The organism is Streptomyces aurantiaciflavus, assembly GCF_049808595.1.
Taxonomy (GTDB): Bacteria; Actinomycetota; Actinomycetes; order Streptomycetales; family Streptomycetaceae; genus Streptomyces.
The window spans coordinates 1-21,413 of the sequence record NZ_JBNCAQ010000057.1 but is presented as its reverse complement, the minus strand read 5'-3'; the positions used below and the strand labels follow the sequence as shown (position 1 = coordinate 21,413).

The following is a 21,413-nucleotide window of genomic DNA, read 5'->3' as shown; positions in this document are numbered from 1 at the left end:
GCGGTGCGGCACGGCGCACCGCCGCCGCTTCGTCACCCCGTCTGCCACCATGGTCCGCGCCGTGACCGACTAGGTGGAGTGGCCGTGCAGCGCAGCCGGCGTTCCCCGGTTCCGCTGCCTCCTGTGACCGCTCGCCCCTCGGGTACCGCACTGTGTCTTCCGCACCCTCCCCTGCTCCGAACACCGCTCCCGCACCGCCGCCTGCCGGCCGGGCGTCCCGCTCGCCGTGGCGGTCCCTGAGGCACCGCAGCATGCGCTGGTGGTCCGTCGCGAACTTCGTGTCGAACGCCGGCACCTGGATGCAGCTCACGGTCCAGAACCTGCTCGTCCTCGAGATCACCGGCTCCGCCGCCGCGACCGGCCTGTCCATGTCCGTCCAGGCCGCCCCCGCCCTCTTCATGAGCCTGCTGGGCGGCGCGGCCGTCGACCGCTGGCCGCGCAAGCTGACGGCCGCCGTCAGCCAGGCCCTGCTCGGCGCGGTCGCCTTCACCACGGGTGTCCTCGTCGCGCTGGACCAGCTCGACATGACGTCCCTGATGGTGCTGGCCGCCGTCACGGGCACGATCGCCACCGTCGACGGGCCGGCCTGCGCCCTGCTGGGCAACGACCTCGTGCCCGTGGAGGACGTGCCCTCCGCGATCGGGGTCGGTGCGCTGGTCCACAACGCGGGCCGGCTCGTCGGCGCGGCGCTGGCGGGTGTGACGGTGGGCTTTCTCGGCACGGCCGCCGCGTACGCGGCCAACGGCCTGTCGTTCCTCTTCGTGACCGCGGTCATCCCGTTCCTGCGACCGGCGTACGGCGCGGCGGGTCACGCCGCGGGAGCCGCGCGGGCCGTCCTTCCCAAGCAGCGCGATCGCCGCGCCGAGATGACCGTCCGCGAGGGACTGCGCTTCTTCGCGCGCCGCCCGCGGCTGGTCGCGCTGGCGAGCATCACCGGCATCAGCGGCGTCTTCGGGCGGAACTACGGGCTCACCCTCGCCGTGCTCGTCACCGGCCCGCTCGCGGGCGGACCGGAGGCGTTCGGCACGGTCTCCACCGTCCTCGCCGTCGGCGGCATCCTCGGCGCGGTCCTCGGCGCCCGCCTGCGCAAGCCCTCGGTCCGCACGGTGGGCGCCCTCGCGGCCACGGGCGGGCTGCTGCAGCTGGCGGCGGGCCTGTCCCCGTCCCTGGCCGTACTCCTCGTCCTGGTCCTGCCGATGGCCGTCGTGGAGTCCGTCTCCGACACCGCCGGCACAGCCGTCCTCCAGACCGACCCGCCCGCCCACCTGCGCGGCCGAGTCCTCGGCGTGTGGAGCAGCATCGGCACGGTGTGGAGCCTCGGCGGGCCCCCGGCCCTCGGCCTCCTCATGGAACTGGCGGGCGCCCGCGGCGCCCTGGTGACCGGCGGCCTGGTCATCGCGGGCGCGATCGGCTCGGGCTTCCTGCTGCGCAGGCGCCGGGCCGTGGAGCCGGTGACGCTGCGGGCCCAGCCGGGCGAGGAGCTGCCCGAGCGGGAGGCCCTGGGGACGGCTGCCTGAGAGCGCGTGCGGGGCGGGGCCGGTGAGGCGCAGTGGTGTTCTCCTCGGCCCCGGCTTCGCCCCGCCCCTCAGGCGATCAGTGCCTGCCCCGGTCCCAGGAGGTCCAGCAGCTGGCGCCGGTGCAGCGCGACCACGGGGGCCAGGAGGTCCGGGTGGCGGAGCAGGGCCGCTGCCTGACGGTCGTGGGCGTCGGGGGTGAGCAGGCGGCGGAACTCCATCGGGATCCCGGTCGTGTGATCCCCGCCGTCGAGTCCGGCCACGGCGAGGGCGGCCAGCTCCGGGTCGGTGAGGAGGCAGGCCGCCCAGCTCGCCACGACCTCGTCGACCCAGCTGCGCCAGGCCGCGTCGTCCGTGTCCGCGCCGCTGATCCAGTCCAGCTTGGCCGAGCCGCCGGGGCCCGCCATGCCGACCAGGGCGGCGTCCATCACGGTCGGGTAGCGCAGCCACGCCGCGACGGTCACCGCCTGCCGCGCCTGCACCTCGCACAGGGCGGAGGCCAGCGCGCCACCGGAGGCCGGGTAGGCCCGCGTCAGCCACTGGGCGGTGGCCGCGATGAGGGGGGAGAGGTCTGCGCGCACTGAGGGCCGTCCGGGGTGCATACGAGTGTCACGGGAGACACGGAGCTACGGGAACACGGGAGCTACGGGACAAGGGGTCCCGGAAACGGTAGCCCGCGGTCCCCGCGGGACGGTACGGCCGAAGCCCCGCAGGCCACGTGGCCTCGGCCACACCCACAGCGCCGGCGCGGCCACCCCGGGACCCCGCCCGATGAGGCTCAGTGGTGCAGGAGATACCGGGTGAGCAGGGACCTGGCCCTCTCCGGGCTGATCCCCAGCGCCGTGCCGACCGACTCCCACGACAGCTCGTCGTCCTGGACCGCCTGGGCCGCCTCCTGGCCGATGCCGGGGAGGAGACGCTCCACCGTGGCCACCGCCCTCAGCGCCGCCACCGGAGCGCGCTCCGCCAGGGTGGCCAGCTGGTCCTCCAGCCGGTCGATCAGGTCGGTCAGCTCGTCCGGGAGCGGTACGGTCCGGCGTTCGACGGAGCGCAGGTGCTCGCACCAGTCGCTGTACGCGAGGGTGGTGTCCAGGTCGTAGAGCAGGCCGTCCGGCAGCCGCTCCCAGTCGATCGGACGGGTCTCGCCGCGCCAGCCGCACGCGCACGCCGCCCGGTAGCCGGCCGCTCTAGGACGGCGCGTCGTCCCGTCGTACGCCCACCACTCGCTGGTCTCCAGCCCACTGTCGGCGCCGCTGCCGAAGTCCAGGTAGACCGGCTTGGGCTCGCTGCCGTCGGCGAGGACCGCGCCGGCGATGCCCTCATGGGACTCCCCGAACTCCTCACTCGTCCAACCCACGGATCTTCCCCCCTTGCTCTGGAGCCTGCCCCCGGGCGGGCCGCCACCGCACGACGACGCCCGCCCCGCAGGCGAGCATGCCCCGGCTCGTCCGCCCCCGAACGGCGGTTTCTCCTCAACACCGATCAGGCCAGGCCGCCTCCGCGCGTTCCTGTGGGGCCCGGGGTGAGGGTGGGGCCGGTGTCCACGGAGGTGCGCAGTTCTGGGACCCGGCCCGGATCCCGGCCCCTCAGTCGAGAGCCGCCCGCTCCACGAAGTGCGCCAGGTTCTCCGGCCCGGGCCGGAGCACACCGTCGCGCACCGCGAGGGCGGTGGCCTCGGCACGTGAGGCGCAGCCCGTCTTCCGGAGCAGGTGCTCCATGTGGCTGTGCACGGTCCGGGGGGAGAGATAGAGCGCCTGCGCGATGGCCTGGTTGGTCTGCCCCAGGGCCGCCCGCGTCAGCACGTCCACCTCGCGCGGGCTGAGCCCGTACGGCAACTCCGTGGGCGTCTGCGACACCAGTACCGCCCTGCGGGCGAGCGCCGATCCGGCCCGGCAACGGCGCAGTTCCACGCGGTGCCAGACGCGTCCCACCGGCCACAGCAGCCGAAGCCGCAGACCGTCCGACTCCGCGAACGCCCGCACGAGGCAGGCGAACGCACCGTCGTCGAGCACCTGGGCGGACTCCCGGCCCGGGAGTTCGACGACGCCCTCGGCGGTGACGAGGTTCGCGGCCGCCCCGGCCGGGAAATCGTGCGGGTCGCCGGTGTGGGCCGTGGGGTCGGCGAGGGAGCCCAGCGCCGGCAGGATCGACGCGAGCAGCAGCCGCGCCTCCGTGTCGTAGGCGTTCGGCCGCTCGGTGCTCAGATGGACCAGACCGACCAGACGGTCCCCGTCGCGCAGCGCTCCGGTCAGGCCGTCGCGGAACCCGGCCGGCCGGACCCGCTCGGCGTAGAACCAGCCGTGGCGGAAGCGCTGCCCGCCGTCCTCGGCGTCCTCGGTGATCGAGGACGGGAGCGTCCGCCCGACGACGTTGGCGTACCAGGGGGTCGAGACGAACTCGGCCGCCAGTGACTCGGAGGTCTCGGCGGTGTAGCCGATGCCCGCGACCTGGACATGAGCGCCGGTGATCGGATCGATCGACAGGAGGGTGGCCGCGTCGAGAGGCAGGGCGTGGCCGAGTTCGCGCAGCGCCTCGGTGCAGGCCGACGTCGTGTCGCGTTCACGGGTCAGCATGCCGATGCGGGTGGCTGCCGCGAGCTGCTGGTGACTGACCATGCGGGCCTCCGGGAACCCACGACCACCGGACCGTGTCGTTTGAACCCTAACGGTATGCCGGTGAGGGCCGCCCGACAAGCCGTTCACCGTTTCGTGACCGGGAATACGCAGCCCGTCGCCCGGCCACCTCGACAGCGGCCCGTACCGGCAGTCGGTATTTGTACGGATGGCGGGGCGGGGGCCCCCGGCCCTTTCCTGTTCCGCACAGCCGGAACCCTTCCCGTTCGGCAGGCCGGACGCCCGATGCCGGCCGCCGGGCCGCGTCCCCTCGGAGAACCCATGTCCACCTCCCCGCACGCCCCCTCCGCCTCACGCCGGACGTTCCTCGCCCTGTCCGGCGGCGCCGTGGCCACGACCCTGCTCGCCGCCGCGGGCTGTTCGGCACCGGACGACGGCACCGCGGGCTCGGCGAAGGCAGCGGGCGCGGCCGCCGCCTCCAAGGGGTCGAAGACCCTCACCACCATCGGCCTGGACTACCCCTTCACCCAGCTCCCGCTCTACTCGACGCTGGTCAAGCTCTCCACCGCCGCCGCCAAGCGGCACGGCGTCTCCCTGCTGACCACCAGCGACGCCGGCAGCGCCGACACCCAGGCCACCAACCTGACCACCTGGGTCTCCCGGAAGATCCCCGCCATCGTGTCCTTCCCGATGGTCTTCGAGGCGACGGAGTCCGTCGCCGAGGCCGCGCTCGACGCCGGACTGATCTGGGTGACGTACGGCGGCTCGCTGGAACACCAGAGCGCGGACATCCAGTTCAGCTTCCGCGAGGGCGGCGAGCTGCTCGGCAGGGCCGCCGCGCAGTGGGCCGACGAGCACCTCGGCGGGAAGGGCAAGATCGCCTTCCTCACCGACGAGACGATCCAACTGGGCCGCGAACGCACCAAGGGCATGATCGACGCCTTCACCAAGAACGCCCCCGGCGTCGACGTGGTCGCCGAGGAGCAGGCCATCGACCCCGACACCGGACTGTCCAAGTCCCGTGCCGTCCTCGCCAAGCACCGCGACCTCAACATCATCCTCGGCGTCACGGACGCCGCCGCGTACGGCGGGTTCAAGGCGCTCCAGCAGACGGGCCGCAAGGCGACCGACACGAAGACCTTCGTCGGCGGCCAGGACGGCGCCGCCCCCTCCCTCCTCGCCATCAGGCAGGGCACCTTCTACCGCGCCTCGGCCGCCCTCGCCCCGCAGGACATCGCGAACGCCGTCGTCGACGTGCCGCTCGCGGTCGCCGCCGGGAAGGCCGACCCCAGCGCCCAGGTGCCGATCACGCTCGTCGGACACGCCGACACCGCGCGTATCGACGCCCTGCTCGCCCAGAACTCCTAGGTGCCCGCCATGACGGAACCGAACCTGCGCATCCGCGGCCTCACCAAGTCCTTCGGCGGCGTACGAGCCCTGGACGGCGTCGACCTCACCGTCCCGGCCGGCCAGGTGCACGCCCTCCTCGGGCACAACGGCGCCGGCAAGTCCACCCTGATCAAGTGCCTCGGCGGCGCCTTTCCGCCGGACGCCGGCACCATCGAGGTGGGCGGCACCCGCCACACGCGGCTCAGCCCGCGCGAGTCCATCGCCGCCGGCGTCGCGATCATCTTCCAGAACCTCAGCGTCGTCGACTCCCTCACGGTCGCCGAGAACATCTTCCTCGGCCAGGAGTGGACCCGGTACGGCCGCATCGACCGACGCGCCCAGGAGGAGGTCGCCGCCGGACTGCTGGAGCGGGTCGCCGCGAGCTGCTCACCCCGCGACCGGGTGGGCGAACTGCCTATGGGACAACGGCAGTTGGTGGAGATCGCCAAGGCGCTCAGCCGCAGCGCCTCGGTCCTCGTCCTGGACGAACCCACCGCCGCCCTCTCCGGCGCGGAGAGCGACGCCCTGGCCCAGCGGGTCGAGGACCTGCGGGACCAGGGCCTGGCCATCGTGTACGTCACCCACCTGCTGGGCGAGGTGGAGCGGCTCGCGGACTCGGTGACCGTCCTGCGGGACGGACGCGTGACCCACCACTCCAAGGTGGCGGGCCGAACCCGCCACGACCTGGTCGAGGCCATCACCGGCCCGCAGAAGCCCACCCCGACCGCGGGCTCCGCCTCAGCCCCGGCCCTGGGTTCCGCCGCCCCGGCCGCGGGCGTCGCCCCGGCCCCGGGTTCGGGCTCGGCCTCCGCCCCGGCCCCTCCCGCGAGCGTTGGCCCGGCCCCGGGCTCGATGCCGGCCGCGGGCTCCGCCCCGGCCCCGGCCCCGGGCTCGGCCTCCGCCCCGGCCCCTCCCGCGAGCGTTGGCCCGGCCCCGGGCTCGATGCCGGCCGCGGGCTCCGCCCCGGCCCCGGCCCCGGGTTCGGGCTCGGCCTCCGCCCCGGCCCCTCCCGCGAGCGTCGGCGCGGCTCCCGCCTCGGCCTCCGACCCCACCGCGCCCCCGGCCTCCGCTTCCACCCCACGCGGCACCCCCGGCACCCCCCGTCTCCTCGTCGACGGGCTGCGCGGCCCCGGTTTCGGCCCCGTCGACCTCGGCGTCGCCGCAGGGGAGATCGTCGCCCTGTACGGGCTCATCGGGTCGGGCCGCACCCGGGTCCTGGAGACCCTGTACGGCAGGCGCCGCGCCGAAGGCGGCGCTGTGCGGGTCGGTGAGCGGACCGTCGTCGCCGCCCGGCCCGCCGACGCGCTGACCGCGGGCATCGCCCTCGTCCCGGCGGACCGGCGCAGACAGGGACTGTTCCCGCTGCTGAGCGCGCGGGACAACGTCCTGCTGCCCACCGTCCGCCCGCTCGCCCGGCACGGCCTGCGGGCGCTGGGCAGGGAGCGGCGGATCTTCGACGCGGTGTCCGGCGCCGTGGGCCTGCGCCCCGCCCGACCGGACCTGGCGGCGGGCGCCTTCTCCGGTGGGAACCAGCAGAAACTCGTGCTGGGGCGGTGGATCAACGAAGCGCGCGACATCGACGTCCTGCTGCTCGACGAGCCCACCCAGGGCGTGGACGTCGGCGCCCGACGGGAGATCTACCAGGTCGTCTCCTCCCTCGCCGCCGAGCGCGGCACGGCCGTGCTGTTCGCCTCCAGCGACCCGGAGGAGGTCGTCGCGCTCGCCCACCGCTGCCTGATCGTCTCCCGGGGACGGATCGCCGGCGAGCTCGCCGGCGCCGGGCTCACCGAGGCCGCCCTGCTGTCGGCCGTCCACGACACCACCGCACCCGCGTCCTTTGAACCCTCCGAGGGAGCAGCATGACCACCGCGACCACCGCCCGCCCACTGCCGGGCCCCCGCGCCCTGGCCGACACCGGGCTGACCGCCGTTCGGCGCCACCCGCTTCTCGCCGTGCTCGCCGTGATGATCACGGTCTTCCAGCTGGCCACCGGCAGCTTCCTCGACCCGGGCAACCTGCGCGGCATCGCCACCGACGCCGCCACCCTCGCCCTCGTGGCCGTACCGCTGGCCCTGCTGGTCATCAGCGGCTATCTCGACCTCTCGGTCGGTTCCACGCTCGCCCTCGGCGGTCTGGTGGCCGGCTGGCTGGCAGGGCAGCAGCACCAGTCGCCCGTCGTCGCCGTGCTCGGCGCGCTGGCCGTGGGCGCCGCGGTGGGTGCCGTGAACGGCGTCCTGTGCTGCTACCTGGGACTGTCCGCCTTCATCGTGACGCTGGGCATGCTGACCGCGGTGCGCGGGCTGGCGCAGCAGCTGTTCCCGCTGCCGCTCAGCGGCTTCGGCCCCGGGTTCGCCTGGCTCGGCGGATCACGCGTCGCCGGGATCGACGCGCCGGTCGTCATCGCCGCGCTGGTCCTCGTGGCCGGGTCCCTGTTCCTGGCGCTCACCCCGGCCGGACGCCATGTCTTCGCCATCGGCGTCAACCGGGAGGCCGCCCACCTCTCCGGCATCGACGTCCGCCGCACGCCGTTCGCGCTGTTCGTCGTCACCGGGGTCGCGGCCGCCCTGGCCGGCGCCGTCAAGGCGTCGGTGCTGGACAGCGTGGTCGCCGGCACCTCGGGGGCCGGCTTCGAACTGACCGTGCTCACCGCCGTCCTCCTCGGCGGCGTCGCACTCACCGGCGGCTCCGGATCGGTCTTCGGGGTACTGCTCGGTGTGCTCTTCCTCGGCTGTCTGCAGAACGGCCTGACACTGCTGGACGTGCCGACCTTCTGGCAGCAGATGGCCCAGGGCACCGCCCTGGTGGCCGGCGCCGCGCTCGCCTGCTTCGGTCCGCGCCTGACGCGGTGACCCTCCCCCCGCACTCCGAGAGGATTCGCGTGAGCGACAGCACCACCCCCACCCCCACCCTCGTCCTGACCGGCGGTCAGGTCCTCACCCTCGACGCCGCTCTCACGGTCGCCGAAGGCGTCGCCGTACGAGGCGGGGACATCGTCGCCGTCGGCGGCGACGCCGAGATGCGCGCCCTGGCCGGGCCCGGCACCCGCGTCGTCGACCTCGGCGGCCGGACCGTCCTGCCCGGCATCAACGACTCCCATCTGCACGGCGCCGCCTACGGCCTGACGAAGCCGCCCTTCGCTCTCGACGTCGGCCACCCGGCCGTCGGGTCGATCGCCGACGTCGCCGCCGCCGTCCGGCGGGCCGTGGAGGCGGCCGGGCCGGGCGAGTGGATCGTCGGGATCGGCTGGGACCCCGGCTACCTCACGGAGTGTCTCGCCGACCCGCGGCGCTTCCCGCACCGCCGGGACCTGGACGCCGTCGCGCCCGACCATCCCGTCTGTCTGACCGACTTCTCCTCGCACATGGTGTGGGTGAACACCGAGGCCCTGCGCCGCTGCGGCGTCGACGCGGCGAGCGCGGCCCCGGCGGGCGGGGTCATCGACCTCGACCCGGACGGGGAACCCACCGGTATCCTGCGGGAGGCCGCCCAGCAACTCGTCCTCGCGGCGCTCCCGTCACCCACGGTCGCCCAACGCCGCCGGGCCATCCGGAACGTGGTCCGCGAACTGCACACCCGAGGCATCACCAGCTACACCGAACCCGGCCTCGGCCCGGGCGGCGCCACGACCTTCTTCGGCGGACTCAGCACCGACAACTGGACCGCCTACGCCGACCTCGCCGCGAGCGGCGACCTCCAGGCCCGGGTCAGCGTCCTGCTGATGCCCGCCCCGATCGGCGGGTCCGCCGACGACGTCCGCAAGGGCCTCGCCGAACTGCGGCGCCCCCGGTCCGCCGACGAGCGCCTCCTGCGCGCCGTCGGCGTCAAGATCTTCGCCGACGGGGTGCCGCCCAACCGCACCGCCTGGATGAACGAGCCCTACGCCGGCGGCGGCCACGGCGCGCTGTGCGTGCACGGCGCCACCCCCGACCTCCAGGTCGGCGAACTGCGCGAGATGATCCGCGTCGCCCACGAGGCGGGCTTCCAGCTCGGCGTCCACGTCACCGGAGACCGGGCCATCGACACCGTCGTCGACGCCTTCCTCGCCGCCCAGACGGCCGCGCCCCGACCCGACGCCCGGCACTACGTCATCCACGGCGACTTCATCGGCGCGGCCAGCCTCGCGAAACTGGCGGCGCACGGCTACGGCGTCAACATGAACCCCGCCATCAAGTGGACCATCTCCGACCTGATGGACGAGGTGGTCGGCCCGGAGCGCTCCGCCCACCAGTGGCCCGTGCGGTCCGCCGTCGAGGCCGGGGTCACGGTCTGCGTCGGCTCGGACGCGCCGATCACCGAGCCCGACTGGCGCCAGGGCGTGGCCGCGATGATGCTCCGGGAGTCCAAGGCGAGCGGCCGGCGCAGCGGCCCCGAGCAATGCGTGTCCCTCACCGAGGCCCTGCGCGCCTACACCGTCAACCCCGCCCGGCAGGACTTCGCCGAGGACTGGAAGGGCTCCGTCGAGCCCGGCAAGGTCGCCGACCTGTGCGTCCTGGACCGCCCGCTGCCGGCCCTGGACCCGCACGCGATCATGGACGTCCAGGTCGACCTCACGGTGTTCGACGGCCGGATCGTCCACGAGCGCTGAGGACCATGTACGGGGCCAGGCGCGTCTCCTCCGGCGGGGACGCGCCGTCGCCCCGCGGCGGGGCGAGGGGCAGGTCCAGGTCCGGGGCGGGGAAGCCGGCGCCGGTCAGCAGGGCTCGGTACCGGGGGAGGGACCGGTAGTGGCAGGCGGTGGTGACCGTGGTTCCGCTCAGCCGGCGCAGGGTGGTCGGGACGGTGTCGCCGTCGGCGTAGGCGACGTCCGGCTCGCCGTAGCGCAGGGTCGAGAACTGCGCGCCGGTCGCGTCGGGGTTGAGGTCGGCGAGGACGAAGGGCGCGCCGGGGCGCAGCACGCGGTGGATCTCGCCGGTGAGGGCGGCGAGCCGGGCGTCGTCGGGGTCGGTGCAGTAGACGAGGCAGCAGACGACGGCGTCCACGGAGCCGTCCGGGATCCAGTCCAGCGTCCTGCCGTCGAAGAGGCGGTAGTGGACGCGGGGATGGGGACGGTCGGCGCGGGCGATGTCCAGCATGGCGGCCGACGGGTCCAGGCCGTGCACCGTGCACCCCCGGGTCTCGGCGAGGTGGGCGGTGAGCGCTCCGGTGCCGCAGCCGATGTCCAGGACGGTCCGGCCCGGTCGCGCGTCGGAGCCGAGGCGATCGAGGACGGTCGGGAAGATCAGGTTCCGGGCGAGGCGCATGTCGCGGTCGCGGTAGGCGTCGGCGGCCTGCTCGGTGTCCCAGGGCAGGGGCTCGCGGTCGGGTGCGGTCACGGGGCGTCGCCTTTCACTTGAACCCACGGTGGAGCAGGGCAGTTCGGGCCTTCCCGAGGGGTGTGGCGGGCAATCCACCGGTTCGGGTGACGCCGCGGCGGCCGTGCGGACAGGTGTCGGAAAAAGCAGTGGCCCGGGATCAACGGCCCGCGTTATGGTCCTCGCACTCTGATCACGACGCTCTCCAGAACCACGCCGCAGAACGGGAGCGAGCCCGCGCCAGGCACGCGCGGAGCCAGGAGGGGCGGCACCGGTATCCGGTCTGCCCTTCCAAGGAGCGCTCCATGAAAATCGGCCTCGGCCTTCCCGTCGACGACCCCGCCCTGCTGCTGACGTGGGCGCGACGCGCCGACGTGGGCCCGTTCAGCACACTCGGCCTGCTCGACCGCCTCGTCTACGACAACCCCGAGCCCCTCGTCACCCTCGCCGCCCTCGCCGGCGCCACCTCCCGCATCCGCGTCCAGACCGAGGTGCTGATCGCGCCCCACCACAGCACGGCCCTTCTCGCCAAGCAGACGGCCACCCTCGACCGCGTGTCGGGCGGACGCTTCACGCTCGGCATCGGCGTCGGCGGCCGCGCGGACGACTGTCTGGCTGCCGGCATCGACCTCCACCGCCGGGGCCGCCGCCTCGACGAGCAGATGACGCTGCTGCGCCGGACCTGGTCCGGGGAGCCGTACGGCGAGGGCGTCGGGCCCATCGGCCCCTCGCCCGCGCGGCCCGGCGGGCCCGAGGTGCTGTTCGGCGGCTTCGCCCCCGCCGCCCTCGAACGCGTCGGCCGGTTCGGCGACGGCTTCCTGGGCGCCGCGTTGCCGCCGGCGCACATGACGGGCCTGTTCCGTGCCGTGGAGTCCGGCTGGGACCGATGGAACCGCCCCGGCCGCCCGCGCCTGGTCGCCCAGGTGAACGTGGCACTCGGCCCGCGCGGCACGGTGGACACCGCCCGGCGGCAGCTGGTCGACTACTACGCCTTCAGCGGACGAGCGGACTACATGGCGAACGGCCTGCTCACCACACCCGACGCGATCCGCGAAGCCGTACGCGCCTACGGCGACATCGGCGCCGACGAGGTCGTCCTCTACTGCTGGTCCTCGGACGTGGACCAGGTCGACCGCCTCGCCGACGCGGCGTTCTAGCGGGGCCGACGACCGGGGGCGCCGAGAAAGGCGCCCCCTCCTGGGGCAGGCGCCCCCTTCCGGGGAAGGCGCCCCCTCCCGAGAGCGGCGCCTTCTTCGTGAGAAAGGCGCCCCCTTCTTCGGCCCGCCATCGAGAAGATCCGGCCCCGCGGCCGTACCAGGGGGCACGAGGGGCCGCCCGCCCCCGACCGCGCCACCGATACAAGGGACGTACCTCATGAACGCAACCGCTGCCATCGGCGTCACCGGCCTCGGCGTGATGGGCCGCAACCTCGCGCGCAACTTCGCCCGCCACGGCCACACCGTCGCCGTCCACAACCGCAGCGCCGGCCGCACGCGGGCACTCGTCGAGGAGTTCGGGCACGAGGGCACGTTCGTCCCCGCCGAGTCGGCCGAGGAGTTCGTGGCCGCCCTGGAACGCCCCCGGCGGCTGATGATCATGGTGCAGGCGGGCGCGGTCACCGACGCCGTCATCGACGAGTTCGCCCCGCTCCTGGAGCCCGGCGACATGATCATCGACGGCGGCAACGCCCACTTCTCCGACACCCGCCGCCGCGAGGAGGCCCTGCGCGAGCGGGGCATCCACTTCGTCGGCACCGGCGTCTCCGGCGGTGAGGAGGGCGCCCTCAACGGGCCGTCGATCATGGTCGGCGGCTCGACCGAGTCGTACGACGTGCTCGGCCCGATGTTCGAGAGCATCAGCGCGCGGATCGACGGCGAGCCCTGCGCCGCCCACGTCGGCACCGACGGGGCCGGGCACTTCGTGAAGATGGTCCACAACGGCATCGAGTACGCCGACATGCAGCTCATCGCCGAGGCGTACGACCTGCTGCGCCAGGTCGCCGGCTACGCCCCCGCCGAGATCGCCGAGATCTTCCGCACCTGGAACCAGGGCCGCCTCGGCTCCTACCTCATCGAGATCACCGCCGAGGTCCTCGCCCACACCGACGCGGCCACCGGACGGCCGTTCGTGGACATCGTGGCCGACGCCGCCGGCCAGAAGGGCACCGGCCGCTGGACCGTGCAGACGGCCCTCGACCTGGGCTCGCCGGTCACCGCCATCGCCCAGGCCACCTTCGCCCGCGCCGCCTCCGGCCAGAGCGAACTGCGCGCCGCCTACTCCGGACTGCCCGGCGGCACCACCCCTGCGCTCAGCCGTACGGAGGCCGCCCGCTTCACCTCGCAGGTGGAGCACGCCCTGTACGCCTCGAAGGTCATCGCCTACGACCAGGGCTGGAAGATGATCCAGGACGCGGCGGGCGAGTTCGGCTGGAAGATCGACCTGGGCGAGGTCGCCAAGATCTGGCGCGGCGGCTGCATCATCCGCGCCTCGTTCCTCGACCGCATCCGCACCGCGTACGCCGCCGACCCCGAGCTGGTCAGCCTGCTGGGCGAGATGGAGTTCGCCATGGAGATCACCGACGCCCAGGTGCCCTGGCGGGAGACCGTCGCCGCCGCGGCCCGTCGGGGCATCCCGGTCCCCGCGTTCTCCGCGGCGCTCGCCCACTACGACACCCTGCGCGCCGACCGGCTGCCCGCCGCCCTCCTCCAGGGCCAGCGCGACTTCTTCGGCGCCCACACCTACCGCCGTACCGACCGTCCCGGCGCCTTCCACACCCACTGGTCGGCACCGGGCCGCCCGGAGACGGAGTCGGCCTGAGGCCGCGCGCCCGGTCCGGCCCGACGGGGCCGGACCGGGCGTAGGTCAGGCGCTCGGCGCGGGGTACGTCGGGTACTCCACCCCGGAGACGTGCTGGACGACGCGGACGACCTGGCAGGAGTAGCCGAACTCGTTGTCGTACCAGAGGTAGAGGATCGCGTTGTCGCCCTCGACCTTCAGGGCGCCCGCGTCGACGATCGAGGCGTGGCGCGAGCCGATGAAGTCGCTGGAGACCGCGTCGGGGGCGCTGATGAAGTCGATCTGGCGCTTCAGCGGCGAGGTCAGCGACACCTCGCGCAGGTGGTCGAGGACCTCCTCCCGGGTGGTCTCCCGGGCGAGCTGGAGATTGAGGATCGCGATCGACACGTCCGGCACCGGGACGCGGATGGAGCTGCCGGTGATCCTCGCCTTGAGGTCGGGCAGCGCCTTGGCGACGGCGGAGGCGGCGCCGGTCTCGGTGATGACCATGTTGAGCGGCGCGGAGCGGCCCCGCCGGTCGGACTTGTGGTAGTTGTCCAGCAGGTTCTGGTCGTTGGTGAACGAGTGGACGGTCTCCACGTGGCCGCGCAGCACGCCGTACTCGTCCGCCATCGCCTTCAGCGGCGGGACGATCGCGTTGGTGGTGCAGGACGCGCAGGACAGGATGGTCTCGTCCGGCTTGATGGTGTCGTGGTTGACGCCGTGCACGATGTTCGGGACGTCGCCCTTGCCCGGCGCGGTCAGGACGACCTTGTCGATGCCGGGGCGCAGGTGCTTCGACAGACCCTCGCGGTCGCGCCACTTGCCCGTGTTGTCGATGAGGATGGCGTTCTTGATGCCGTACGCCGTGTAGTCCACCGCGCTCGGGTCGTCGGCGTGGATCACGGTGATCTCGTTGCCGTTGGCGATGATCCTGTTGTTCGCCTCGTCGACCGTGATCGTGCCCTGGAACTGGCCGTGCACGGAGTCGCGACGCAGCAGTGAGGCGCGCTTGACGAGATCGTCGGAGGCTCGCCCGCCTCCGCCGCGCACCACGATGGCCCGCAGCCGCAGGCCGTTGCCGGAGCCCGACTTCTCGATGAGCAGGCGCGCGACCAGGCGGCCGATGCGGCCGAAGCCGTACAGGACGACGTCCCGCGGCTCACGGCGGTCGATCTTGTCAGCGCCCGTGGCGCCGGCGACGGCCTCGGCGGTGAACTCCGCCACCGACAGTCCCCGGTCGTCGGCCCGGTGGGTCGCGGCGAGCATGCCGATGTCGATCTGGGACGGGCCCAGGTCGAGCGTGGTGAGGGCCTGCAGGAAGGGCAGCGTCTCGGTGACCGAGAGCTCCTCACCGGCGATCTGCCGGGCGAAGCGGTGGGTCTTCAGGATGCTGACCACCGACTTGTTCACCAGGGAGCGGCTGTGCAGCAGGACGGTGACGTCCCGCTCCCGGTGGAGCTTCCCGATCATCGGGATCATCGACTCCGCGATCTCCTCGCGGTTCTTCCAGTTGGTGAACGAGTCCTCGTTGACAGTCACAGGTATCTCTTTCGAGCTAGGTGGCGCTCATATGCTAACCACCCCGCGTTTCGATCATTCAAGCGGTCCCCTGCTCAGGTGTGCGCCTGTGCTCGGCGCCCGTCCCTGAGGCGAGCAGCGGTCTCCCGGGCGGTGGTCGTGGCCCGGCGCACGTGCGGTCTCGCGGTGGCACCCCTGTTCTCATTGCCGACGAGTTGCGGCGGCGTCAGAATCCTGCTGTGAGCACCGTCGGGGGAACGGCCGTGGCAGAGGACGTCTGGCGTGCGCAGAGCACCTGGTCGCAGGCGGCGGATCGGAGCAGAGCGGCGATCGGGCGTGCCCGTGCGGCGACGCTCGGGTGCTCGGTCGCCGCGGCGGTGTTGGGTGTCGCGGCCTCCCAACTCATGGGCTCCTCACCGGGATCGGGCCGCGTGCTCTCCTTCCTCGCCCTGCTCGCCGCGGGCGCCGCCCCCCTCGCCGCCCGCGGCGCCGCCCCCGACCGGGTGCGGGAGTGGACCCGGCTGCGCTCGGTCTCCGAGGAGCTCAAGAGCCAGACGTACGTCTACCTGGCCAAGGTCGCCCACTACCGCGACCCCGCCCACCGCGACGCCGAACTCCTGCGCCGCACCGAGACGGTGCTGGACGAGGCGGGTCATCTCACGTCCGTCGTCCGGGAGTTCACACCCGTCGACCGCCCGCTGCCTCCCGTCACCGACGCCGCCGGTTACCTCGGCGCGCGGCTGCTGGGCCAACTGGACGGCTACTACCGGCCGAAGGCCGCCGAGATGGCCCGCCGGGCCCGGCGCGTCGACCGCTGGGGCGTGGCCCTGGCGGCCCTGTCGGTGGTCCTCGGCGCGGCCGCCGGCGCCTTCGCCGCGGAGCAGGCGGCCGCCTGGATCCCCGTCGTCGCGACGATCTCCGCGTCGGTCGTCTCCCACGGAGCGTCCGCCCGTTACGTCACCCTGCACGTCGAGTACAGCAGAACGGCCGGTGAGCTGGAGCGTGTCCTGCGGTGGTGGCGGCAACTCGCCCCGGCCACCGACGCGGACGCCGACCGGCTGGCGGAACGCACGGAACACGTCGTCTCGGTGCAGAACGAGGGCTGGATGGCCAAGTGGACCGCGGAATGACGGCAGGCCGGCCGGCGGGACCTGCCGGAACGTGTAAGCCGGGGCCTTCATGGTGGGACGCGGCCCGTTCATGAGGGAGCGATGCGGTCGGCGTCCTCGCAGGGCCGTCCGGCGGATCACCGCGACCCCGGCCGGGTAGGAGTGTGGCGGGTCACCACGAGCCCCGCGCTCCTCACCCGACGGAACCCGACGGCACCCGACAGGCAGGTCCACGATGACGCATCCGCACGGCGCACACCCCGCCGACGCCCCGGTGGACAGACCGCTCCGGGTGGAGACGCACGGCCTGGACGTGATCCGGGACGGCGAGCGCAGGGGCACGCCCCGCACGCTGTTCTGGCCCTGGTTCGGGGCGAACGTCTCCATCCTCGGCCTCGGCTACGGCGCGTTCGCGCTCGGTTTCGGCATCTCCTTCTGGCAGGCCCTGATCGCGGGCGTGACCGGCATCGTCTTCTCGTTCCTGCTCTGCGGGTTCGTCGCGGTCGCCGGCAAGCGCGGCTCCGCGCCGACGATGGTGCTGAGCCGCGCCGCCCACGGCGTGCGCGGCAACCGCCTGCCCTCGACGATCTCCTGGGTGCTCACCGTCGGCTGGGAGACCGTCCTCGTCTCCCTCGCCGCCCTGGCCACGGCGACCGTGTTCGACCGGCTCGGCTGGGGCGGCGGCACCGGCACCAAGGTCGTCGCACTGGTCCTGGTGGCCGCGCTGACCGTCGTCGTGGGCGTCATGGGCTTCGACCTGATCATGCGCCTGCAGACCGTGATCACCGTGGTGACGGGCGCGCTCACACTCGTCTACGTGGGGCTCGTCGCCGACCACGTCCACTGGAGCGCCGTCAGCGCGATCCCCGCCGGTTCCGCCCAGGAGTTCATCGGCGCGCTGGTGTTCATGATGACCGGCTTCGGCCTCGGCTGGGTCAACGCCGCCGCGGACTACTCCCGCTACCTGCCGCGCTCCTCCTCCGGCCGGGGCGTGATCGGCTGGACCACCTTCGGCGCCTCCCTCGCCCCGCTGCTCCTGCTGGTCTTCGGCCTCCTGCTCGCCGGCTCCTCCGAGACGCTCTCCACGGCCGTCGCCGGCGACCCGATCGGCGCGCTGACGACGATCCTTCCCACCTGGTTCCTGGTGCCGTTCGCCGTGGTCGCCGTCCTCGGCCTGGTCGGCGGCGCCGTCCTCGACATCTACTCCTCCGGCCTGGCCCTGCTCTCGGCCGGCCTGCGCGTTCCGCGGCCCCTGGCGGCCCTCCTCGACGGCATCCTGATGATCGCGGGCTCGGTTTACATCGTCTTCGTCGCCGACGACTTCCTCGGCCCGTTCATGGGGTTTCTCACCACCCTCGGCGTCCCCATCGCCGCATGGTGCGGCATCATGCTCGCCGACCTCGCCCTGCGCCGCCGCGACTACGACGAGGCCGACCTCTACCGCCCCGACGGCCGCTACGGCGACGTACCGGCCCGCCCGCTGGTCCTCACCCTCGCCGCCACCGCCCTCGGCTGGGGCCTGGTCACCAACGCCTCCGCCGGCTGGCTGGAGTGGCAGGGCTACCTCCTCGGCCCCTTCGGCCTCGGCGGCAGGTCCGGCGCCTGGGCCTACGCCAACCTCGGCGTCCTGGCCGCCCTCGCCCTCGGCTTCCTCGGGACCCTCGCCCTGGCGCGCGGCGGCGTCCGAGCCCAGGAGTCCCGGGCGCCCGGCGTGGAGGGGGTGGAGCACGGATGACCGCGGGCCTGCTCGCCGTCATCGACATGCAGCACGTCTTCGCCGACGCCGCGAGCCCCTGGGCGACGCCCCGCTTCACCGAGGCCGCGGCAGGCGTACGACGGCTGCTGCCGGCCTTCGGCACACGCGTCACCTTCACCCGCTTCGTGGCCCCCGAGCAGCCCACCGGAGCCTGGCGCGCCTACTACGACCGGTGGCCCTTCGCCCTGCGCCCCCCGGACGCGCGCCTGTGGCACCTCACGGACGAGTTCGCCGGCCTGGCCCACGACGTCCTGGACGCGCCCACCTTCGGCAAATGGACGCCACACCTCGCCGCACGCGTCGCCCAGGAGGGCCGGCTCGTCCTGACCGGCGTCAGCACCGACTGCTGCGTGCTGTCGACGGCGCTCGCCGCGGCGGACGCCGGCGTCGAGGTGCTCGTGGTCGCCGACGCCTGCGCCGGCGCGGACGACGACTCCCACGCGAAGGCGTTGCAGATCATGGACCTGTACAGGCCGTTGGTGAGGGGCACGAGGGTCGCGGAACTGCTCGGCGCGTGAGCGGGGCGGCCAGGGCACGGGTCCGACGGAGACCGGCGTGCGGCCCCGCCACGCGGCGCGACCAGGGCGCGACGGCCCGTCGGCGGACAGCGGAGGACGGAACGGTGAGTGGCTCGAAACGCGATTGACCCCTGCGACAGCGGGTACGCGAGGCCGGACCCGCCAACCATCGCTACCTGGGGAGCTGCCATGGAGACACCCGCCCACGACGCCAACGCCACCCCCGCCGCGCGGGCGCTGGACGCGCTGGCCCGGGACACCGGGGACACGGCGGCCCTGGACACGCTCGCGCACTCCGACGTGCTGGTGCCCGTGCCCGACGACGCCACCGACGAGGACGTCACCAACCCCAGCACCCTGGCGCTGCCCGTGCTGGAGCAGCCCGGCAGCGCGCCCGTGGTGCCGGTGTTCACCTCCGAGCCGGAGATGGCCGATCTGCTGCCCGACGTCGCCCGTTACCGCGTGGTGCCACTCGGGGCGCTCGCCCACCAGTGGCCGGAGGGTGAGCTGTCGCTCTCCATCGACGCGGCGGGCGACCACCCGCTGACCCTCACCTCGGAGGGAGTACGCACCCTGCTGGCCCGGTGAGCCACGATCTCCCGCGGCCCTCGGGGTTCCCCGCGGATCGAACGCCTCGTCCAGCCACCGCTGCGAGGCGTTCGGTGCCGGCCCCCAAGCGATGAAAACGCTTGCGCATCCAGGTCTGCCCCGGCGAGGATCTTGGCGCCGATGACAAACAGTCGGCCACTCTTCGACCATGGGGGACCACATGACCTTGTCGCGCACGGCACTCGTCCTTGCCACGGGCGCCCTGACTTCGGCCCTGCTGCTTTCCACCCCGTCCTTCGCCGCCGACACGGCCTCCGCACCCGTCACCGCGTCGGCCGCGGCCGCGGACTCGCCGTACGACTCGATGTCGGAGGACGACCTCCGCATCGAGATCCTCCGCATCCTGGCGGACGAGAACACCGGCAGGGGCGTGCGCAGGGAGGCCCAGGCGGCGCTCGACGGGACCGTCGAGGACCTGCGGTACTTCCTCAAGACGGGTCGCTGGATCGCCCAGGACGAGGACAACGCCTTCGCCATCACGAAGATCCTGGCCGATCCCGCCACCGGTAAGGCGGTGTTCCGTGAGGCGCAGAAGGCCCTGGACGGCACCGCCGCGGACAGGGCGTACTTCCTGGAGACCGGTCGCCGGCTCGCCCAGGCCGAGGACGACCGCGTCGCCATCGCGAAGATCCTGGCCGACCCCGGCATCAGCGACGCCCTGCGCGCGGCGGCGGAGCGGGCAGTGGAGGGCACCCCGGAGGAGATGCGGTACTTCCTGGAGGTCGGACAGTACGAGGTGGACGGCTGAGCCGCTTCCCAGGTCGGGGCCGTCGGCCGCGCCCTGCGCCAGGTGCTCAGCCGCCCAGCATCCGCTCCAGCACCGCCCGCTGGAGCGGCAGTGCCTCGGAGTGCAGGTCGCGGCCCTTGCGGGTGAGGGCGACCCACACCCCGCGCCGGTCCTCCACACAGACGGAACGCTCGACCAGCCCTTCCTTCTCCAGCCGGCCGATGAGGCGGGACAGCGCGCTCTGACTGAGGTGCACCCGTCCGACGAGGTCCAGCACCCGGCACTGGTCGCCCTGCCGGGGCGTCTCGGAGGCGAGGATGTCGAGCACCTCGAAGTCGCTCGCTCCGAGACCGTGCGGATGCAGCACCCGGTCGATCTCGCACATCGTGCGCGCGTGCACCGACAGGATGTCCCGCCACCGCTCCTCGAGGCCCGCCCCGGCCGTCTTCACTGCCATACCCGCACGGTAACACCGATGCCATCGTTTGTTTACAGTGCAACTAGTCTTCTGAGTCGGGAATTCTGTTCAGATAACTGGCGAGGCGTTCGAGGATTTCGTCCGCGGTCTTCGTCCAGACGTAGGGCTTGGGATCGGTGTTCCACATGGCGATCCAGCTGCGGATGTCCTTCTCCAGCGCGTGGACGGTCTTGTGGACGCCTCGTCGTATCTGCTTGTTGGTCAGCTCCGCGAACCACCGCTCGACCAGGTTCAGCCATGACGAGCCGGTGGGTGTGAAGTGCAGGTGGAAGCGGGGGTGGGCCAGGAGCCAGGTCTTGATGGCCGGGGTCTTGTGGGTGGCGTAGTTGTCCAGCACGAGGTGCACGTCCAGGCCCTGCGGTATCTCTCGGTCCAGCTTGATGAGGAACTTCTTGAACTCCTCGGCCCGGTGCCGGCGGTGGAGGGAGCCGATGACTTTCCCCGTGGCCACCTCCAGGGCCGCGAACAGCGTCGTGGTTCCCGCCCGCACGTAGTCGTGAGTGACCCGTTGGGGAACACCCGGCATCATCGGCAGCACCGGCTGGGAGCGGTCCAGTGCCTGGATCTGCGACTTCTCGTCCACGCAGAACACCAGGGCCCGCTCGGGCGGGTCCAGATACAGGCCGACGACGTCGTGGACCTTGTCGACGAAGTACGGGTCGGTCGACAGCTTGAACGTCTCCGAGCGGTGTGGCTGCAGGCCGAAGGCTCGCCAGATCCGCGAGACGGTCGACTGCGACATGCCCAACTCCTTGGCCATCGCCCTCGTCGACCAGTGCGTGGCGTTCTTCGGCGTGCTCTCCAGCGTTTTGGTGACCACCGCGGCGACCTGTTCGTCGGTCACCGTCCTGGGCCCGCCCGAGCGCGGCATGTCGCCCAGGCCCGCGATCCGGTGCTCGACGAACCGCGCCCGCCACCTGCCCACCGCATGCGGTGTCGAGCCGAGTTGCGCTGCCACGTCCTTGTTGGACGCGCCGGTAGAGCAGGCCAGGATGATCCGGCAGCGCAGAGCCCACGCCTGCGGCGTGGAACGGCGCCGCACCCATCCCTCCAGCGCAGCCCGTTCCTCATCCGACAGGATCAACTCGGCCTTCGGCCGCCCAGTACGCGCCACCCCACAACCCTACACATCTGAACAGAATTCCTGACTCAG

Annotated in this window: 19 protein-coding genes; 12 read left to right on the top strand and 7 right to left on the bottom strand. The window is 73.1% G+C overall.

Going from position 1 to position 21,413, the window contains the following annotated elements; genetic code table 11:
* The first annotated feature begins 152 nt into the window (after positions 1-152).
* A complete protein-coding gene (locus tag ACPT94_RS40315; protein ID WP_360335741.1) occupies positions 153-1,517 on the top strand; it encodes an MFS transporter in 1,365 nt (454 codons plus the stop codon).
* 68 nt (positions 1,518-1,585) lie between these two features.
* Here the strand turns inward: ACPT94_RS40315 and ACPT94_RS40310 are convergent, their stop codons facing one another.
* The 3 genes from ACPT94_RS40310 to ACPT94_RS40300 all read right to left on the bottom strand — a co-directional run bounded on the left by ACPT94_RS40310 (position 1,586) and on the right by ACPT94_RS40300 (position 4,129).
* Complete coding sequence (locus ACPT94_RS40310) at positions 1,586-2,095, bottom strand: hypothetical protein (protein WP_360335739.1); 510 nt, start codon at positions 2,093-2,095, stop codon at positions 1,586-1,588.
* Between the two features lie 197 nt (positions 2,096-2,292).
* Positions 2,293-2,871 (bottom strand): hypothetical protein, encoded by a 579-nt coding sequence (locus ACPT94_RS40305; protein ID WP_360335737.1) that lies wholly within the window; start codon positions 2,869-2,871, stop codon positions 2,293-2,295.
* Between the two features lie 229 nt (positions 2,872-3,100).
* Positions 3,101-4,129 carry a helix-turn-helix transcriptional regulator gene (locus tag ACPT94_RS40300; protein ID WP_360335735.1) on the bottom strand — a complete coding sequence of 343 codons (1,029 nt, stop codon included), beginning with the start codon at positions 4,127-4,129 and terminating at the stop codon, positions 3,101-3,103.
* 279 nt (positions 4,130-4,408) lie between these two features.
* On the opposite strand from ACPT94_RS40300, the gene ACPT94_RS40295 reads away from it, so the two are divergent.
* The 4 genes from ACPT94_RS40295 to ACPT94_RS40280 are packed head-to-tail and all read left to right on the top strand — an operon-like array spanning position 4,409 to position 10,061.
* Entirely contained in the window at positions 4,409-5,455 is a 1,047-nt protein-coding gene (locus ACPT94_RS40295; RefSeq protein WP_425248021.1) for a sugar ABC transporter substrate-binding protein, read from the top strand.
* Positions 5,456-5,464: 9 nt separating this feature from the next.
* Positions 5,465-7,339 (top strand): sugar ABC transporter ATP-binding protein, encoded by a 1,875-nt coding sequence (locus ACPT94_RS40290; protein ID WP_425248020.1) that lies wholly within the window; start codon positions 5,465-5,467, stop codon positions 7,337-7,339.
* Positions 7,336-8,325: an ABC transporter permease gene (locus ACPT94_RS40285; protein WP_360335730.1), complete on the top strand. Its 990-nt coding sequence runs from the start codon at positions 7,336-7,338 to the stop codon at positions 8,323-8,325. Before ACPT94_RS40290 ends, ACPT94_RS40285 begins: the two co-directional genes overlap by 4 nt.
* A 29-nt stretch (positions 8,326-8,354) precedes the next feature.
* Positions 8,355-10,061 (top strand): amidohydrolase, encoded by a 1,707-nt coding sequence (locus ACPT94_RS40280; protein ID WP_425248019.1) that lies wholly within the window; start codon positions 8,355-8,357, stop codon positions 10,059-10,061.
* On the opposite strand, the gene ACPT94_RS40275 is transcribed toward ACPT94_RS40280, so the two are convergent.
* Complete coding sequence (locus ACPT94_RS40275) at positions 10,024-10,788, bottom strand: class I SAM-dependent methyltransferase (RefSeq protein WP_360335726.1); 765 nt, start codon at positions 10,786-10,788, stop codon at positions 10,024-10,026. The two genes, ACPT94_RS40280 and ACPT94_RS40275, sit on opposite strands and share 38 nt — an antisense overlap.
* Before the next feature lie 284 nt (positions 10,789-11,072).
* On the opposite strand from ACPT94_RS40275, the gene ACPT94_RS40270 reads away from it, so the two are divergent.
* Positions 11,073-11,924: an LLM class flavin-dependent oxidoreductase gene (locus ACPT94_RS40270; RefSeq protein WP_425248018.1), complete on the top strand. Its 852-nt coding sequence runs from the start codon at positions 11,073-11,075 to the stop codon at positions 11,922-11,924.
* 217 nt (positions 11,925-12,141) lie between these two features.
* Positions 12,142-13,584 (top strand): NADP-dependent phosphogluconate dehydrogenase, encoded by a 1,443-nt coding sequence (gndA, locus tag ACPT94_RS40265; RefSeq protein WP_360335722.1) that lies wholly within the window; start codon positions 12,142-12,144, stop codon positions 13,582-13,584.
* Between the two features lie 45 nt (positions 13,585-13,629).
* Here gndA and ACPT94_RS40260 read toward each other — a convergent pair whose 3' ends face one another.
* A complete protein-coding gene (locus ACPT94_RS40260) occupies positions 13,630-15,084 on the bottom strand; it encodes a glyceraldehyde-3-phosphate dehydrogenase (RefSeq protein ID WP_360335720.1) in 1,455 nt (484 codons plus the stop codon).
* A 218-nt stretch (positions 15,085-15,302) separates the two neighbouring features.
* On the opposite strand from ACPT94_RS40260, the gene ACPT94_RS40255 reads away from it, so the two are divergent.
* The 5 genes from ACPT94_RS40255 to ACPT94_RS40235 all read left to right on the top strand — a co-directional run bounded on the left by ACPT94_RS40255 (position 15,303) and on the right by ACPT94_RS40235 (position 19,803).
* Positions 15,303-16,193: a DUF4231 domain-containing protein gene (locus ACPT94_RS40255; RefSeq protein ID WP_425248017.1), complete on the top strand. Its 891-nt coding sequence runs from the start codon at positions 15,303-15,305 to the stop codon at positions 16,191-16,193.
* 214 nt (positions 16,194-16,407) lie between these two features.
* Positions 16,408-17,907, top strand: coding sequence for a purine-cytosine permease family protein (locus ACPT94_RS40250; RefSeq protein WP_425248016.1), 1,500 nt, complete (start codon positions 16,408-16,410; stop codon positions 17,905-17,907).
* On the top strand, positions 17,904-18,446 hold the full coding sequence (locus ACPT94_RS40245) for a cysteine hydrolase family protein (RefSeq protein ID WP_425248015.1): 543 nt from the start codon (positions 17,904-17,906) through the stop codon (positions 18,444-18,446). The genes ACPT94_RS40250 and ACPT94_RS40245 overlap by 4 nt, the downstream gene beginning before the upstream one ends.
* 189 nt (positions 18,447-18,635) lie before the next feature.
* Complete coding sequence (locus ACPT94_RS40240) at positions 18,636-19,034, top strand: SseB family protein (protein ID WP_360335712.1); 399 nt, start codon at positions 18,636-18,638, stop codon at positions 19,032-19,034.
* A gap of 181 nt (positions 19,035-19,215) precedes the next feature.
* Positions 19,216-19,803, top strand: coding sequence for an ALF repeat-containing protein (locus ACPT94_RS40235; RefSeq protein ID WP_360335916.1), 588 nt, complete (start codon positions 19,216-19,218; stop codon positions 19,801-19,803).
* A 46-nt stretch (positions 19,804-19,849) separates the two neighbouring features.
* Here ACPT94_RS40235 and ACPT94_RS40230 read toward each other — a convergent pair whose 3' ends face one another.
* Entirely contained in the window at positions 19,850-20,239 is a 390-nt protein-coding gene (locus ACPT94_RS40230) for a MarR family winged helix-turn-helix transcriptional regulator (RefSeq protein WP_360335710.1), read from the bottom strand.
* Between the two features lie 43 nt (positions 20,240-20,282).
* Entirely contained in the window at positions 20,283-21,374 is a 1,092-nt protein-coding gene (locus ACPT94_RS40225; RefSeq protein ID WP_360352423.1) for an IS630 family transposase, read from the bottom strand.
* Positions 21,375-21,413: the final 39 nt, after the last annotated feature.

Bases quoted from the DNA above. Each gene is read 5' to 3' on its own strand.
- ACPT94_RS40250 (WP_425248016.1), top strand. From the start codon at position 16,408: ATGACGCATCCGCACGGCGCACACCCCGCCGACGCCCCGGTGGACAGA.
- ACPT94_RS40285 (WP_360335730.1), top strand. From the start codon at position 7,336: ATGACCACCGCGACCACCGCCCGCCCACTGCCGGGCCCCCGCGCCCTG.
- gndA (WP_360335722.1), top strand. From the start codon at position 12,142: ATGAACGCAACCGCTGCCATCGGCGTCACCGGCCTCGGCGTGATGGGC.
- ACPT94_RS40300 (WP_360335735.1), bottom strand. From the start codon at position 4,129: ATGGTCAGTCACCAGCAGCTCGCGGCAGCCACCCGCATCGGCATGCTG.
- ACPT94_RS40235 (WP_360335916.1), top strand. From the start codon at position 19,216: ATGACCTTGTCGCGCACGGCACTCGTCCTTGCCACGGGCGCCCTGACT.
- ACPT94_RS40245 (WP_425248015.1), top strand. From the start codon at position 17,904: ATGACCGCGGGCCTGCTCGCCGTCATCGACATGCAGCACGTCTTCGCC.
- ACPT94_RS40270 (WP_425248018.1), top strand. From the start codon at position 11,073: ATGAAAATCGGCCTCGGCCTTCCCGTCGACGACCCCGCCCTGCTGCTG.
- ACPT94_RS40290 (WP_425248020.1), top strand. From the start codon at position 5,465: ATGACGGAACCGAACCTGCGCATCCGCGGCCTCACCAAGTCCTTCGGC.
- ACPT94_RS40240 (WP_360335712.1), top strand. From the start codon at position 18,636: ATGGAGACACCCGCCCACGACGCCAACGCCACCCCCGCCGCGCGGGCG.
- ACPT94_RS40230 (WP_360335710.1), bottom strand. From the start codon at position 20,239: ATGGCAGTGAAGACGGCCGGGGCGGGCCTCGAGGAGCGGTGGCGGGAC.
- ACPT94_RS40295 (WP_425248021.1), top strand. From the start codon at position 4,409: ATGTCCACCTCCCCGCACGCCCCCTCCGCCTCACGCCGGACGTTCCTC.